This window comes from Photorhabdus thracensis (assembly GCF_001010285.1).
Lineage (GTDB): Bacteria > Pseudomonadota > Gammaproteobacteria > Enterobacterales > Enterobacteriaceae > Photorhabdus > Photorhabdus temperata.
This window is the reverse complement of sequence record NZ_CP011104.1, coordinates 4,140,705-4,156,217: the sequence shown is the minus strand read 5'-3', so window position 1 is coordinate 4,156,217 and position 15,513 is coordinate 4,140,705. Positions and strand designations below refer to the sequence as shown.

The window sequence follows — 15,513 nt, the reverse complement described above, 5'->3', positions numbered from 1 at the left end:
GCCTAGGTTGGCCTCCGTATCAGAACTGTAAATGTTCTGCGCGTACAATCATCGCTAAACCGGAAGACAATTGTACCCGTACACCGTCTTTGGCGATTTCAAGCACAGAAGCATCCATCGAGCTTTTACCCACTCTTACTTTAATTTCCTGACCAATTTTCAGCGATGAAACATCGGTGCTCTGAGTCGGTACAGGTTGAGCAGGTTTAGCCGCCGGTTTACGTGTTTGCTGAGGGCGATTTTGTTGGCGTGGCTGCCGTTTTTCCCCTTCAGTATTATTGGCACGACGACGAGGAGCTGGCTTTTTGGCTACAGGCCGTTCATTTTTTTCACCGGCAGCCGCATTTTCAGCTTCACGTTTTTTAGCTCTTTGTTCTGCACGCTGTGCCTGAACCCGTGCTTTGGCTTCAGTCAGTTGCTGGAGAGCATGTTCAATGTGTTCCGCTTCCAGTTCACCGCATGAATTACCATCAAGGTCAACACGCTGCGCGCCCTTTTTAACACCATACAGGTAACGCCAACTTGATGTATACAGACGCAAGGCAGAGCGCAATTGTGTTTTACTTAAACACTCTTCGTCCTGGATACGTTCAACGATATCCTGAAAAATACCGATCTTTAAAGGACGAGCTTCACCTTCGGCTACGAAACAGAGCGGGAAACGCTCAGCTAAAAAAGCAATAATTTCTTTACTACTATTCAACTTAGGTTGATTTTCCATGAAATTTCCTGATTACAACGGTTTTGCCAACCAGCATAGGCATGAACTGGCGTCATTATAATAGCGTTGCTGATAAATGCCACGTTATCCATATGTTAAGTTACATTCAATTCAACATATTTCGGCACAACGCACTGTTCTAAATGAGCACAAAGCCCATCAATAAGGGCTTGTAAGCCAAATTCGTCTTTTTCGTCGAATCTATTAAAAATCGTGCTATCAATATCCAATACACCAATGATTCTATCGTTTACGATTAATGGCAACACAATTTCAGCGTTACTGGCAGCATCACAAGCAATATGACCGGGGAATGCATGAACATCATCAACACGCTGAATACGCTTTTCTGATACAGCAGTTCCACATACCCCCTTGCCAACAGGTATTCTCACACAGGCAACTTTTCCCTGAAATGGTCCCAGAACCAACGTATCACCATCAATCAGGTAAAAACCGACCCAGTTAACGTCATGCAAGCGTTCATACAACAATGCACTGGCATTAGCGAACGTTGCTATTAAGTCATACTCACCAGACAACAGAGCTTTTAAGTCCGCTGCAAGCTCCCGATAGAACTCATTTTTATTCATATTGACCTATCCGATGAAATTTACAAAATGCATCTCTATTTTTTATATCAAAAAAATATCAAATGCCCATAACAATAAGGTTAACAGCCTGTCACACTGACGTAAATTTTTTACTGTCTTTAATAAGATATTCTTTATTATATTTATTGAACATGGGTAAAGGCTAGTGAGATATCACACCTCTTACCAAAACATTATCAAAAGTGTAGCCGGTATGAATATGATTCACCGTAAGCACCTCAATGCCCTCACGCAATAAAAATCAGACTGAATTATTCCGCAATTATAAAGATCAATTATCTGATAACCGTACCAATCATTAGTTTCTTTCATTTTAGAGTTGACACTTCATGGAGTAAAAAACAAAACATTCAAACAATTTATCCGTAGAATTATTGCACTCCCTCTTTATCGTTAACACTTTCATCTCCTACGACCACACCAAATAAATATTTCCTACTGAATGTGGAAAAGGTCAAAGAATAGCGAAGATGAAAAGAGCAATATGACGAGACTAAGTTTTAGAACGAATAATTATAACAGCAATATCATCTACCGATAATACAACACGGAAAATATTATTACTGGCAATCTCAATCATTTGATCTATTCTCAAATGATTGCCTTACTGGTCGTACCTGTTAACTAAAAGCGAAGGAACCATCATGAATCAGACAACGTTAAGAATTTCCAGCTACGAAATTGATGATGCTATTCTGTCTTCACCTACCGAAGAAGACGACACTACCATTAGCATTCCTTGTAATTCTGACCACGAGCTTTGTATGCAGCTAGATGGGTGGGATGAACATACCAGTATCCCCGCCTTACTAAACGATAAGCACATTCTGCTATACAGGAAACATTATGACAGACAAAAACATGCATGGGTTATGAGGGTGGTCTGATGTCCAAAAGATTTTTTTTGACAAAAAAAGGCCGAGTTGACTCCTCTACTCGGCCCAGGGAAAATGGCTCTTAAGAGCCGTGCGCTAAAAGTGTCATTGAGACGTAAACAACTTACAGTTTAAAGCGTAGCTGACATATGGCATTTTACCAACTTTTTGGGCAATAAATAGCCAAGCATCATGCTGCCGCTTAACTCAATGGCATTATTTTTTATCACACAATGCTAAAGCTGCTTGCTGGAATGGCTCTATACTCATTTTTTGAGCCGGATTTTTGCTATCATTCAATAGAATAATATCCAAAGACTTCGCATTCACTTTCCCTATCCTCATCATCTCTGTAGCTATATCATTCAATGGGTATTGCACCAACGTACTTGGATTAATCACAAACAGAGCCTGATTTGCTCTGCAATCCAACATCACTTCTTCCCGTGTAAATGCCCATTTATCACCAAACTGTAACTTGCTCACCGTTTCAATAGGTGCAGCAATACTTTGAAAAGAGAGAGAAAACAAGGGAAATAATAAAAATAAACGTTTCATAATAGTTACCAATGTAGATATAAGAACGAGAAAAGCAGATTCATTCTTACGCACTACCTGTACACTCCGATTTCTGCACGCAGTCCGTATTCACTCTATATTCTATTGTCAGAAACAGACTGCACCAATATCCCCGACTGCAACAGGGGTAAATTAAGAAAATCAAACCGGCTGGTAAGTCGCGAAAACAGCAACACATAATAAAGCCAGCGCTCCAAGCATAATTTCAACCCAACTATTGATAACTAACAATTGATAGCGGCCGGGTTGCCTCAATTTAGGCACCAGAATATAGCGATTGATTAATGCAAGTACCACCATACCCGCCACCAGTGCTATCTTTATCCATAGCATTGATTGATATTCACTGCCACTATATTCCGGCCAATCAGGGAGCAAAATCAAGCTACTTATGGTGCCTGTAACAATAATAAGAATTACTGCAATATGACCATACGTGGAAAAACGCATCATAGAAATCATGATCTGCTTATCCAGCCCTACAGCCAATTCATTTTGTATACGCAAAAATTGCAGGCACACCAAAAATGGCCATAATCCACCAAACCAATATCCAACGCTCAATAAGTGAATTACCTGATTAATCTGATGAAAAACACCGGTCATCCCATCATGTATTACCGAATGGCCGATAAGAGCATGACAAGACAGTAAAATGGCAGAGATAATTAACATCGTAACATTTCTGGTTTTTTGGTTATTGATAAACAATAACCCTGTAGCAACTATTGAAACCAGTATTTGCCATTGCCAAACTCTGCCAAAAGTTGTTCCCAGTACTGCCAGCCAGATTTCCAGATTATAAGTATCTTGCCAGCCATCCCCCATTATCCCCGCTTGCATCGCCAACCAGCCAATTGCCGTTATGAGTGCCACAATCGTGCTGATAATTACCCCCAAACGGAGGCGGGCATCAATCAGAACAGATAAACGATCGGGAACCAGCATGGCAGTAAATATGCTGAGGCCAAACATCAACATGACTGCCACGAAATGGGTGAAGCGACAAAGGATATACAGCGCGGCCAGAGACATAATTACTTAACTGTAAAGCTATAGACGCCTTTAGTCTTATGCCCATCAACAGAGACTACGCTCCAGTCAACATCATATTTACCCGCCACCAGCTTATCTTCAACAGGAAGAATAAGTTTTGTATTGGTTGCCGGATCAAGCTTCAATTTACCCGTTTTTATAAGGTTATTTTCCGGACCAGTCACTTTTACTTTACTGAAATTCAGCTCAATACCTTCTGAAAAACTCAAAGTAATTACCTGTGGTGTATTTTCTATTGTCGTATCTTCTGCTGGGATTTGTTCTGTTAAATGCGCATGAGCCAAAGCTTGTTGGCAAGATATGCCGACAAAAAGAACCACTAAAGCAGATAACTTTCGGCAAAAAGAGTGAATTTTGCTGATAGCCATAAATGACCTCTTAATTTTCAGATGAATTTCTATAAATTAGTATCATCTTATATCAAAAGGATTATTTTATCCGCGATAACTTACAATGAGAATTTCGTCTTGTGAACTATCGCGCAAAAATAAAGGAAAACCGCAGTATTAGACTTAAATATCTAAAGCTATTGTCGACTACTACGGTTAATTCATCCCATTCAGTCAGACAGGATTTGCAGCAGCCAGACTTTTCAGATCCTTATCCAGGAAGAAGAGCGCCTTACCATCCTCGCCAACCATATCCAGTTTATCAAGGATAGATTTGAACAATTTCTCTTCTTCGTGCTGTTCTGCTACATACCATTGCAGGAAGTTAAAAGTAGAATAATCCTGCGCAGTTATCGCCAAATGGGCAAGTTTATTAATTTCAGCAGTAATAAATTTCTCGTGCTCATAAGTTCTCTTAAGTACATGGGATATGGATTCATAATCAGTCGAAGGCGCATCAATTTGTCCCAAACGTGGCATCGCACCAGTATCACTCAAATAATCAAACAAGCGATGCATATGCTGCATTTCTTCCTGGGAGTGTGATTTAAAAAACGCGGCAGCGCCTGCCAACCCTTTATCACTGCACCATGCACTCATTTGCAGATATAAATTCGCAGAATAGAACTCCAGATTCATCTGCTCATTTAATTTATTAACCATTTCTTGATTTAACATAATAGGCACTCCAGTTATTAATTTACCTGTATTATGCCAATTATATTAAAATAATAAAACCCAATAAGCAAAAATAAATTAAATATACGTATGATGTTGAAATAAAGATATATTTTCCAAAAAGACAAATAGAAATGAATCTCATTTAATATATTCAAATGGAAATGAATGTTATTTACAAAATAGCATTCACTAAGAAGTTTTTATATTTAATGATAATGAATATTATTTATATTTATAAAATAATCAATTCAGCCCTTGCCAGAAAAACCAGTCTGGATTAACTTTATCGTTTTGTGAATTAGAGTTTCAATTCAGCGAGACACTTATGGGACATAATCTGGCCGGGCTTTCTACAGAGAGTATGGATAAAGTAAATGTTGATTTGGCGGCATCGGGGGTGGCTTTTAAAGAACGTTACAATATGCCGGTACTTCCTGACACAGTTGAACAGGAACAACCCACACACCTTAGGGAGTATTTTCAACAACGTTTGGTGCATTATCGCCAATTATCCAAACAATTTTCCCGTTTACCTTACGAGCCCAAAAGCCGCTAATCATCTATTAAGAATTGACAACCACCGGGTAACCGGTGGTTATATCAAACTATTGCTCTGCAAACTTATCCGTTGCACTAATCAGATGATGTAAAATACCCGGCTCATCAAATGAGTGTCCTGCTCCTTCAATAATGTGCAATTCTGCTTCCGGCCATGCCTGTGCCAGATCCCAAGCATTCTGCACCCGGCAAGCCATATCATATCGGCCATGAATGATGACTGCCGGAATATTCCTTATAACGTCAATGTTATTCAGCAGTTGCTGATCGTCATTCATAAAACCCTCATTGATGAAATAGTGGTTCTCAATTCGGGCAAACGCCAAAGCAAACTCATCTTCTGTGAAAGATTCCGCGCTATCTGAAGGAAGCAATGTTACCGTCTCACCCTCCCACAAGCTCCAGAGACGAGCGGCTTCTAATTGAACCTGACGATCATCACTGGTCAGCCGCTTATTATATGCTCCGATAATATCCTTTCGCTCTTCCTCCGACAAAATAGATATTGTTCGTTGCCATTTGTCGGGGAAAAAATTAGAAGCGCCATCCTGATAATACCAGTGCAACTCTTGCGGCCTCAGCAAGAAAATTCCCCGAAGAATTAATTCAGAAACTCGCTGAGGGTGAGTCTGGGCATAAATTAAAGATAAAGTAGCGCCCCATGAACCCCCAAATACCAGCCATTTTTCCACCCCCATTAATTGACGCAAACACTCAATATCTTCAACTAAATGCCAGGTGGTATTATTTTCCAGACTGGCATGAGGTTTTGAACGCCCACAGCCACGCTGATCAAATAACATGACATGATATTTTTTAAGGTCAAATAGCCGACGATGATAACAAGCAATACCACCGCCTGGTCCGCCATGAATAAATACCGCAGGCTTACCGTTAGGATTACCACATAATTCCCAATAGATTTGATGACCATCACCGGTGTCCAAATAACCAGAACGGTAAGCTTCACAGGCCGGATATAATTTTTTCAATTCTGACATAACATTTCCTCTACTGGCTAACACCAAATCTGGTGTCCATCTCATGACGGTTGGAGATAACTATCAGAAAATGTTATTTCAATTCACTATAGCTAATCGTATTTTGCTGACAATCAACAACAACACGGTAATCTTTGTCACGCTTAGAACCACGAACAGTAAGGGGAATTTTTAATATAGCTTTATCACCAGTGATATTTTCCTCATTTACCCACGCCACAGGTGTAGATGTCCCCAACTGCTTTTTATCTTCTGACCAACGGTTGATGCGGTTTTGCAGAAAATCACGCTTTACCTGAGCGGCAATTTGCGATTTGGTTAAATTATCGCAAGAAACAAATTTATCAACACGTTTGCTCTCTGACACAGCAGATGCTGCGAATGAGACAGTGAGCAAAAGTGCAGCGCCTGATAGGCCAACGCTATTAATGATATGACATGCTTTCATACTACCTCCTGTTAATATCTCAAAATAAGAGATTAAATATGGAGCTAACCTAACATGCCAGGTAAAATAAATGTGTGATTATTGTTAAATAAATAATTTAATTATGTTCATTTCTCATCATCAAACATCACATTCACCTGCTCTTTTGTGCGATGCTGTTCACGAAGCTCTTGAGCAACCAACCCAATGGCTTCCCCACTGCTCATTCCCTCAGCCATTAATTGCTGAATTTTCTCCACTGCCAGTTGCTGTTCCTGATGAGATAAGGTTGGCATACTTGAAAACATGATAATAACCTCTAAATAAATCGCTCGACGCCGAAGAGTATAGCGATTTTTATCTCAGGTAAGGAGTGGATTTCTATGTTAATCTCTGGGGATGGAAAACAATATCAATTCTTGCGTTACAACTGTTAAAACCAACACCATAATGAGTACTTCACTGCAAAAACGACAATTACCTTATCAATCAGACGCCGCCATCAACTATTTCGCGCCGATTTCAAACCTGCCTTGGGCAATGCTGCTCCATTCCGGTTATGCAAACCATCCCCATAACCGGTTTGATATTCTGGTTGCAGAACCATTGATAACCCTTCTCAGTCATGAGAAATTAACTGCAATAAATGAACGTGGTGATACTTATATTACTGAGGAAGATCCCTTCTATCTGCTAAAAAAACAGCTGGAGAAATTAAATATCACCGCAAAGTTTGATCCTGATTTGCCATTTCAAGGTGGTGCACTGGGTCTATGGGGATATGATCTTGGGCGTTGTATCGAAAAATTACCGTCACAAGCCAAAAATGAGTTGTCATTTCCAGATATGGCAATAGGTATTTATGACTGGGCGCTGATTGTTGATCATCATAAAAAAGAGGTGACTCTACTCAGCTACAGTGATGCTGATACACGCCTGAACTGGCTTATATCCCACCAGGCTTCGCCAAAAACAGCTTTTACACTGACCAGCGAATGGCAGTCAAATATGAGTGCAGAGCAATATAATGAAAAGATTAGCTGTATTCATGACTATCTATTAGACGGCGATTGTTATCAAGTCAATCTGGCACAGCGATTTTGCGCTGATTACCGGGGAGATGAATGGCAAGCATTCATAAAACTGAATAAGAGCAATTGCGCCCCTTTTTCTGCCTTTATTCGGTTACCAGAAAATAGTGTCATCAGTGTCTCTCCTGAACGTTTCCTGCTCCTGGAAAATAAGCAAATCCAGACTCGTCCAATTAAAGGCACATTACCGCGCTTAAATGACGCAGAAAAGGATGCATTACAAGCTGAAAAACTAACAGTATCAAAAAAAGACCGGGCCGAAAACCTGATGATCGTCGATTTATTACGTAATGATATTGGCCGGGTAGCCACACCGGGCTCAGTTAAAGTTCCTGAATTATTTGTCGTTGAACAATTCCCTGCCGTTCACCATCTGGTCAGCACAATTACCGCAGCACTACCAAATGAACAGCATGCCACGGACTTACTGCGCGCCTGTTTTCCAGGCGGCTCTATTACCGGTGCTCCTAAAATCAGAGCAATGGAAATAATAGAAGAACTTGAACCTCATCGCCGGCATGGATATTGTGGTTCAATTGGTTATATTAGCTTTTGTGGCACGATGGACAGTAATATCACCATTCGAACCCTGTTGACCGAGAGAGAAAAAATATATTGCTGGGCAGGTGGCGGAATTGTTGCCGACAGTATTGCTGAAAACGAGTATCAGGAAGCATTTGATAAGTTGAATCATATTTTACCGCAACTGGGAAAAATAAAATCGATATGATGCCACTATCTGATTTCATTAACAGATTTCAGTTACAGACTCCATCACTCCCTAACCGGCTTGCAAATAACACCCGCCATGCCGCGGTGTTATTGCCGATCATCTGCAAGCCGAAACCAACGCTATTACTGACCCAGCGCGCCACCACATTGCGATCACACGCCGGTCAAGTAGCCTTTCCCGGTGGGGTTGCTGATCCCGAAGACAAATCAATCATTGCGACAGCACTGCGGGAAGCAGAAGAAGAAGTCAACATCCCCCATCAGAAAGTTAAAGTTTTGGGGCAACTCATGCCCTTAGACAGCATTAGCGGTTATCTGGTGACACCCATTGTCGGGTTATTACCCCCAGAGTTGTCTTTCCACAGCAACCCGACAGAAGTTTCCAGTATATTCGAAGTCCCTTTATCTGAAGCGCTTTCACTTTCAAGTTATCATTATCTTGATGTTAACCGCCGTGGTCAGCAACATCGCATCTATTTTCACTGGTATCAGGGGCGACTCATCTGGGGCCTGACCGCCGCTATCATTTATCAATTAGCTCAACAGGTTCAGGTTTGATCCAAATCATGAGAAATAATCAACCTGTGTTTTTTTCATCCATTTTTGTCACAGTTGCTATCATAATTCAAAAAAACTGTAAACTCACTTATCAACACGACTAAATCACAGTAAAGTAGCGTACCCCAATATATATAACTATATCTCTATCTTTTTTAAGGAGTCTGGCGTGATTAGCGTTTTCGACATGTTTAAGGTCGGTATTGGCCCATCTAGTTCTCATACGGTTGGCCCGATGAAAGCCGGCAAACAGTTTGTCGACGATCTGGTAAACCAGGGCTTAATGCCTTCTATCACGCGTGTAGCCGTCGATGTTTACGGCTCACTCTCATTAACCGGCAAAGGTCATCATACGGATATAGCCATTATCATGGGTCTGGCAGGTAATTTGCCAGCTACCGTTGATATTGATTCAATCCCCGGTTTTATTCGTGATGTAGAGCAAACTCAGCGTATTAAGCTGGCCAATGGCTTACATGAAGTCGATTTCCCACGTGACAGCGGTATGGTTTTCCGTAGTGATAATCTTTCGTTACATGAAAACGGTATGCAAATTCATGCATTCGCGGGAGACAAAGAAGTTTATAACAAAACCTACTATTCAATTGGTGGTGGTTTTATTGTTGATGAAGAGCATTTTGGTAAACCCTCTCAGGATATCAAACCTGTTTCATATCCATTCAATTCAGCAAAAGAACTGCTGATGAATTGTAATAAAACCGGGCTATCTATCTCCGGTTTGATGATGAAAAACGAACTGGATCTCCACAGTAAAGAAGAAATCAACGCTTATTTTGCTGATGTCTGGGATACCATGCAGGCTTGTATTGATCGTGGTCTGAATACAGAAGGCGTTTTGCCTGGCCCATTGCGTGTACCACGCCGTGCAGCGGCATTGCATCGTATGCTGACCTCATCAAACAACCTGTCTAATGATCCAATGAATGTCGTGGATCTGGTGAACATGTTCGCCTTGGCAGTCAATGAAGAAAATGCTGCGGGTGGGCGTGTTGTTACCGCACCAACTAATGGAGCTTGTGGCATTGTTCCTGCCGTACTCGCTTATTACAACCATTGCATTGAGCCTGTAACACCAGAGCTGTATATCCGCTATTTCCTGGCATCCGGCGCTATCGGCATTCTGTATAAAATGAATGCCTCTATATCTGGAGCTGAAGTTGGTTGCCAAGGGGAAGTGGGTGTTGCCTGTTCAATGGCAGCAGCCGGCCTTGCTGAACTGCTGGGTGGCAGTGCTGAACAGGTCTGTATTGCAGCTGAAATCGGCATGGAACATAATCTCGGCCTTACCTGTGACCCGGTTGCAGGCCAGGTACAGGTGCCTTGTATTGAACGAAATGCCATTGCTTCAGTAAAAGCCATCAACTCTGCTCGTATGGCTTTGCGCCGTACCAGTGAACCGCGGGTTTCTCTCGATAAAGTCATTGAAACCATGTACGAAACCGGCAAAGACATGAACGCTAAATATCGTGAAACATCCCGCGGTGGTCTGGCGATTAAAGTTCAGTGTGATTAATCAAATAAATAACCTGTTTTTTAATCAGTAAATCCTTCCGCCATCAAAATATCCCTACCTTAAGGTAGGGGTATTTTTTAGCAAAACCCCTCAATGATCACTTTTCGATCGAAAAAGATGAATATATTTTTAATTTTTAATTAATAAGATGTTACCGGAAACAGAATAAATAACCATGAATAGGCAAATTTAAGATAATTATAAATTAATTTCACAATATTCATCTTATTAAATTGTTTTGTGGTTAACATTTTCATCTATTTCATTTTTTCTGACTGACAGCAATTTTCCTCTGGTATTTCTGATGGTAATCTAGCAGCCTATTTTTTCAGTCAATAAGAGATAAAGTCTAAATCAAGTCAAATATTCAGGTAACACATTGATAAAAGGTTATTATTCGTACAAACATGCTTTTTATTGGAGGAATGATTCATCAAAATTATTGGAGTAATTTTGTAATAATCCTACGTTTATATTGTTAACAGAGGGGAAAACAAGTGAGTATAGCCATTATGATTGGCACACATGGAGCTGCGGCTGAACAACTGCTTCGTACCGCAGAGATGTTAATTGGGGAACAGGAAAATGTTTCTTATATTGACTTCGTTCCTGGTGAAAATGCCGATACTTTATTTGAAAAATACAACAGTAAACTTGAAGCACTTAACACAAAACAAGGTGTACTGTTCCTTGTTGATACATGGGGAGGAAGTCCATTCAATGCAGCTAACCGTATCGCTGTAGATAAAGAGAATTATGAGATCATCACCGGGGTTAACGTTCCGATGTTGGTTGAAACCTTTATGTGCCGGGATGACGGCCCATCTCTGACAGAACTGGTCTCTGTTGCTCTGGAAACAGGAAAAGAAGGCATTCGGGCCCTGAAAACGGAAGAGCCGCAAAAAGCCGAACCCGCTAAACCGGTAACACCTGCTGCTGTACCTTCATTTACCCCATCAGCGGGTGGTCATATGAAAATAGCCCTGGCCCGGATTGATGACCGTCTTATTCATGGTCAGGTTGCGACTCGTTGGACAAAAGAGACCAATGTGAAACGCATCATTGTTGTCAGTGATGAAGTTGCTGCTGATACTGTCCGCGCCACCTTGCTAAAACAGGTTGCTCCGCCGGGGCTCAGTGCACACGTTGTTGACGTTGCCAAATGTGTTCGCGTTTATAACAACCCCAAATACGCTAATGAGCGTGTTATGTTGCTATTTACAAATCCAACAGATGTTTTACGTCTGGTCGAAGATGGTGTGGATATCACATCTATAAACATCGGTGGAATGGCATTCCGTCAAGGAAAAACTCAAATTAACAACGCAATATCCGTTGATGAAACAGATATTGCGGCCTTCAAAAAACTGGATGAACGTGGCATTGAGCTCGAAGCCCGTAAAGTTGCCAGTGACAGCCGTCTGCAAATGATGGATCTGCTCCAGAAGGTTAAAAACGAAAAACAAACCAGAGCAATTTAACTATTACTCAATGACAAAAATTTCTTACCGAATTTAATTTGGTTATAGGAGACAAACAATGGAAATTACCGTTGTTCAAATTGCATTGATATTCATCGTAGCTTGTATAGTCGGAATGGATTCCATTCTTGATGAATTTCAATTCCATCGCCCACTCGTGGCCTGTACTTTAATTGGGATCATCCTTGGTGATATGACAACCGGTATCATTATCGGCGGTACACTGGAAATGATCGCGCTTGGCTGGATGAATATCGGTGCTGCAATTGCCCCGGATGCGGCTTTAGCATCAATCATCTCAACTATCCTGGTCATTGCCGGTGGCCGTGATATCGGTGAAGGTATCGCCCTGGCTATTCCTCTGGCAGCCGCAGGACAAGTGCTGACCATCATTGTACGTACTATCACTGTTGCCTTCCAACATGCCGCTGACAACGCAGCAGAACGTGGTAACCTTCGTGCAATCAGCTTTATCCATTTATCCGCATTACTGCTCCAAGCTATGCGTATCGCCATCCCTGCTCTGATTGTCGCACTATCTGTTGGCACCAATGAAGTCCAACAGTTACTCGCGTCTATCCCTAAAGTCGTAACAGATGGCCTAAACATCGCGGGAGGCATGATCGTGGTTGTAGGTTACGCAATGGTCATCAATATGATGCGTGCCGGCTACCTGATGCCATTCTTCTACCTAGGCTTTGTCACTGCGGCATTCACTGACTTCAACCTAGTTGCATTAGGTGTTATTGGTATTGTTATGGCCGTACTGTACATCCAATTAAGCCCCAAATATAACAAGCCTCAGGTGGTTGCTGCCCCTGGACAAGCCAATAACCACCTTGATAACGAATTAGATTAAGAGGATGAGCAACATGTTAGATACAACAAAAACTACTGCTCAGACAGCAGGCCAGAAAAAACTGACACCAAGTGATATCCGCGGTGTATTTCTCCGTTCTAATGTGTTCCAAGGTTCATGGAACTTTGAACGTATGCAGGCTCTGGGTTTCTGTTTCTCTATGGTTCCGGCTCTTCGTCGCCTGTATCCGGAAAATACCGATGAGCGTAAACAAGCAATTAAACGCCATCTGGAATTCTTTAACACTCACCCTTACGTCGTCGCGCCTGTACTCGGTGTTACGATGGCAATGGAGGAACAGCGCGCTAACGGTGCTCCGATTGATGATGGTGCCATCAACGGCATCAAAGTCGGTTTGATGGGGCCACTGGCGGGTGTTGGCGACCCGATATTCTGGGGCACAGTCCGGCCGGTATTTGCTGCTCTGGGTGCAGGTCTCGCCATGAGTGGCAGCTGGCTTGGGCCAGTGCTGTTCTTCTTCTTATTTAACCTAGTACGCCTGTTGGTTCTCTATTCAGGTATCTCTTATGGTTATAAGAAAGGGATTGATATCGTTCAGGATATGGGTGGCGGTTTCCTGCAAAAAATGACGGAAGGGGCGTCAATTCTTGGCCTGTTTGTCATGGGGGCATTAGTTAACAAATGGACGAAAGTCAATATCCCGCTGGTTGTATCAGAAATTCCTAACCAGCAAACAGGTGAAAATACAATAACCACAGTTCAGAATATCCTCGATCAGTTGATGCCGGGCCTGGTCCCACTTTTACTGACATTTGCCTGTATGTGGCTATTACGGCATAAAGTCAATGCCCTGTGGATTATTATTGGCTTCTTTATTCTGGGGATTATTGGTGCTAGATTTGGTTTCCTCGGTCTATAGTTAATCATTTGGGGAGGGATTCCTCCCCGCATTCTCTTTTTTACAGCAACTCAGGGATTAAAGAATGAGCCTTAACGATATGGTATTAGTCGGTTTAATCGTACTAATGCTGGCTTTCGCTGTCTATGATGAATTTGTAGTTAATCTGCTAAAAGGGAAAAATTACTTACAAATAAAGCTAAAAAGAAAGCATAAAATTGATGCTCTCATCTTTATTATCCTGATATTTATTGTTGTTTATAATAACATCACTGCTTATGGAAGCCGTTTAACCACATATTTATTGTTATTTACTATCCTGGTAACTATTTATATTGCCTATATACGCTCACCTAAATTGTTATTTAAAAATAACGGTTTCTTCTATGCAAACACATTTATTTCCTATGACCGGATAAAAACCATAAATTTATCTGAAGATGGCATCTTGGTTATTGGCTTAGAAAATAAGAAGTTATATCTCTCAGTAAGCCAACTTGATGATTTGGAAAAGATTTATAAATTTCTTATCGAAAACAAATAGATAAGAATAAATAATAAATCAATCAATAATAAACAGTCAGCCTGATGCTGACTTTTATTTTTACCACATAATAGATAATGATAATTATTATCGACATTATACCTCAATCCTAAAAACAATATTATTTTCCCTTTTTGAATTATTGTGCTATCTTTTAAAAAGTCATGGGGAGTAGCCTGTTTCAGGAAAACGATTTAGTTAATTTTTCTGAAAAGCTCGTATCAACACGCTCGTTTAAAAATAAAACGTGGTGCGGGCAGCCTTATTTCGGTTGGCAAGACCATAGCATATAATACCATCATTGGTTGGGGGTGGATTATATGTATATGGAAACGCCCAACCGAGGTTATTTTAATGAACATGTACGCAACCCTTATCTTAGCTTTAGCACTCTCAATGGATGCCTTTGCTGTTGCAATTTGTAAAGGGGCCGCACTACATAAACCACATTTTCGTGAAGCAATCCGTACTGGTTTGATATTTGGCCTGGTAGAAGCCTGTACCCCACTGATTGGTTGGTCTATCGGGCTTTATGCCAGCCAATACATTATGGAGTGGGATCACTGGATTGCTTTTACTCTGTTATTTATTCTGGGCTGTAGAATGATTACAGAGAGTTTTAAAGCGAATCAGGAAGAAAAGTGCGAATCACCCTGTCGCCACAACTTAATGGTACTAATAGCAACAGCCATTGCTACCAGCCTGGATGCAATGGCAATCGGTATCGGGCTCGCTTTTCTTCAGGTCAATATCGTGCATACTGCTATGGCTATCGGTATGATGACAATGATTATGGCAACATTGGGGATGTTAATTGGCCGCTATATTGGTCCACTGCTGGGAAAACGCGCTGAGTTTATTGGTGGGTTTATTCTGATTGCGATTGGTTTCAATATCTTATTTGAGCATCTCGAATTGTTTATGTACGCAAAATAACATCTTCAGCCCAAAATA

General features: G+C 41.2%; 19 protein-coding genes. 10 read left to right on the top strand and 9 right to left on the bottom strand.

The genetic code is table 11. The features are described from left to right. Positions 1-19: 19 nt before the first annotated feature. Together proQ and VY86_RS18085 are read right to left on the bottom strand one after the other, a co-directional pair. Complete coding sequence (gene proQ / locus VY86_RS18090; protein WP_046975984.1) at positions 20-721, bottom strand: RNA chaperone ProQ; 702 nt, start codon at positions 719-721, stop codon at positions 20-22. Positions 722-816: 95 nt separating this feature from the next. Further along, entirely contained in the window at positions 817-1,314 is a 498-nt protein-coding gene (locus VY86_RS18085) for a GAF domain-containing protein (protein ID WP_046975983.1), read from the bottom strand. Between the two features lie 665 nt (positions 1,315-1,979). Between VY86_RS18085 and VY86_RS18080 the strand changes: the two genes are divergently transcribed. Beyond that, positions 1,980-2,222 carry a DUF1480 family protein gene (locus tag VY86_RS18080; protein ID WP_046975982.1) on the top strand — a complete coding sequence of 81 codons (243 nt, stop codon included), beginning with the start codon at positions 1,980-1,982 and terminating at the stop codon, positions 2,220-2,222. Positions 2,223-2,426: 204 nt separating this feature from the next. On the opposite strand, the gene VY86_RS18075 is transcribed toward VY86_RS18080, so the two are convergent. From VY86_RS18075 to ftnA, 4 genes are all read right to left on the bottom strand, one after another. Continuing rightward, the gene (locus tag VY86_RS18075; protein ID WP_046975981.1) at positions 2,427-2,768 is read right to left on the bottom strand and encodes a YebY family protein; all 342 of its coding nucleotides are present in this window, start codon (positions 2,766-2,768) and stop codon (positions 2,427-2,429) included. A 162-nt stretch (positions 2,769-2,930) separates the two neighbouring features. Then, on the bottom strand, positions 2,931-3,824 hold the full coding sequence (copD, locus tag VY86_RS18070) for a copper homeostasis membrane protein CopD (protein WP_046975980.1): 894 nt from the start codon (positions 3,822-3,824) through the stop codon (positions 2,931-2,933). Positions 3,825-3,826: 2 nt separating this feature from the next. Further along, the gene (yobA, locus tag VY86_RS18065; protein WP_046975979.1) at positions 3,827-4,213 is read right to left on the bottom strand and encodes a CopC domain-containing protein YobA; all 387 of its coding nucleotides are present in this window, start codon (positions 4,211-4,213) and stop codon (positions 3,827-3,829) included. 195 nt (positions 4,214-4,408) lie between these two features. Next, positions 4,409-4,912, bottom strand: a complete 504-nt coding sequence (gene ftnA, locus VY86_RS18060; RefSeq protein WP_046975978.1) for a non-heme ferritin — start codon at positions 4,910-4,912, stop codon at positions 4,409-4,411. Positions 4,913-5,240: 328 nt separating this feature from the next. On the opposite strand from ftnA, the gene VY86_RS18055 reads away from it, so the two are divergent. Beyond that, positions 5,241-5,471, top strand: a complete 231-nt coding sequence (locus VY86_RS18055; RefSeq protein ID WP_046975977.1) for a DNA polymerase III subunit theta — start codon at positions 5,241-5,243, stop codon at positions 5,469-5,471. A gap of 49 nt (positions 5,472-5,520) precedes the next feature. Here the strand turns inward: VY86_RS18055 and pip are convergent, their stop codons facing one another. From pip to VY86_RS18040, 3 genes are all read right to left on the bottom strand, one after another. After that, complete coding sequence (gene pip / locus VY86_RS18050) at positions 5,521-6,474, bottom strand: prolyl aminopeptidase (RefSeq protein WP_046975976.1); 954 nt, start codon at positions 6,472-6,474, stop codon at positions 5,521-5,523. Positions 6,475-6,547: 73 nt separating this feature from the next. Continuing rightward, entirely contained in the window at positions 6,548-6,922 is a 375-nt protein-coding gene (gene yebF, locus VY86_RS18045; RefSeq protein WP_046975975.1) for a protein YebF, read from the bottom strand. 107 nt (positions 6,923-7,029) lie between these two features. After that, positions 7,030-7,209: a YoaH family protein gene (locus tag VY86_RS18040; RefSeq protein ID WP_046975974.1), complete on the bottom strand. Its 180-nt coding sequence runs from the start codon at positions 7,207-7,209 to the stop codon at positions 7,030-7,032. Positions 7,210-7,351: 142 nt separating this feature from the next. Here VY86_RS18040 and pabB point away from each other — a divergent pair, with 142 nt between their 5' ends. The 8 genes from pabB to mntP all read left to right on the top strand — a co-directional run bounded on the left by pabB (position 7,352) and on the right by mntP (position 15,495). Beyond that, positions 7,352-8,722 (top strand): aminodeoxychorismate synthase component 1, encoded by a 1,371-nt coding sequence (gene pabB / locus VY86_RS18035; protein ID WP_046976963.1) that lies wholly within the window; start codon positions 7,352-7,354, stop codon positions 8,720-8,722. Beyond that, positions 8,719-9,282, top strand: coding sequence for a CoA pyrophosphatase (locus VY86_RS18030; RefSeq protein WP_046975973.1), 564 nt, complete (start codon positions 8,719-8,721; stop codon positions 9,280-9,282). Before pabB ends, VY86_RS18030 begins: the two co-directional genes overlap by 4 nt. A 169-nt stretch (positions 9,283-9,451) precedes the next feature. After that, positions 9,452-10,816: an L-serine ammonia-lyase gene (locus tag VY86_RS18025; RefSeq protein ID WP_046975972.1), complete on the top strand. Its 1,365-nt coding sequence runs from the start codon at positions 9,452-9,454 to the stop codon at positions 10,814-10,816. Positions 10,817-11,313: 497 nt separating this feature from the next. Beyond that, entirely contained in the window at positions 11,314-12,297 is a 984-nt protein-coding gene (manX, locus tag VY86_RS18020; protein WP_046975971.1) for a PTS mannose transporter subunit IIAB, read from the top strand. Between the two features lie 58 nt (positions 12,298-12,355). Next, positions 12,356-13,156, top strand: a complete 801-nt coding sequence (locus tag VY86_RS18015) for a PTS mannose/fructose/sorbose transporter subunit IIC (protein WP_046975970.1) — start codon at positions 12,356-12,358, stop codon at positions 13,154-13,156. 13 nt (positions 13,157-13,169) lie between these two features. Then, positions 13,170-14,036 (top strand): PTS mannose transporter subunit IID, encoded by an 867-nt coding sequence (locus VY86_RS18010; RefSeq protein WP_046975969.1) that lies wholly within the window; start codon positions 13,170-13,172, stop codon positions 14,034-14,036. A gap of 64 nt (positions 14,037-14,100) precedes the next feature. Next, on the top strand, positions 14,101-14,559 hold the full coding sequence (locus VY86_RS18005; protein ID WP_046975968.1) for a DUF986 family protein: 459 nt from the start codon (positions 14,101-14,103) through the stop codon (positions 14,557-14,559). A 354-nt stretch (positions 14,560-14,913) separates the two neighbouring features. Then, a complete protein-coding gene (gene mntP / locus VY86_RS18000) occupies positions 14,914-15,495 on the top strand; it encodes a manganese efflux pump MntP (protein WP_046975967.1) in 582 nt (193 codons plus the stop codon). The last annotated feature ends 18 nt before the right edge of the window (positions 15,496-15,513 follow it).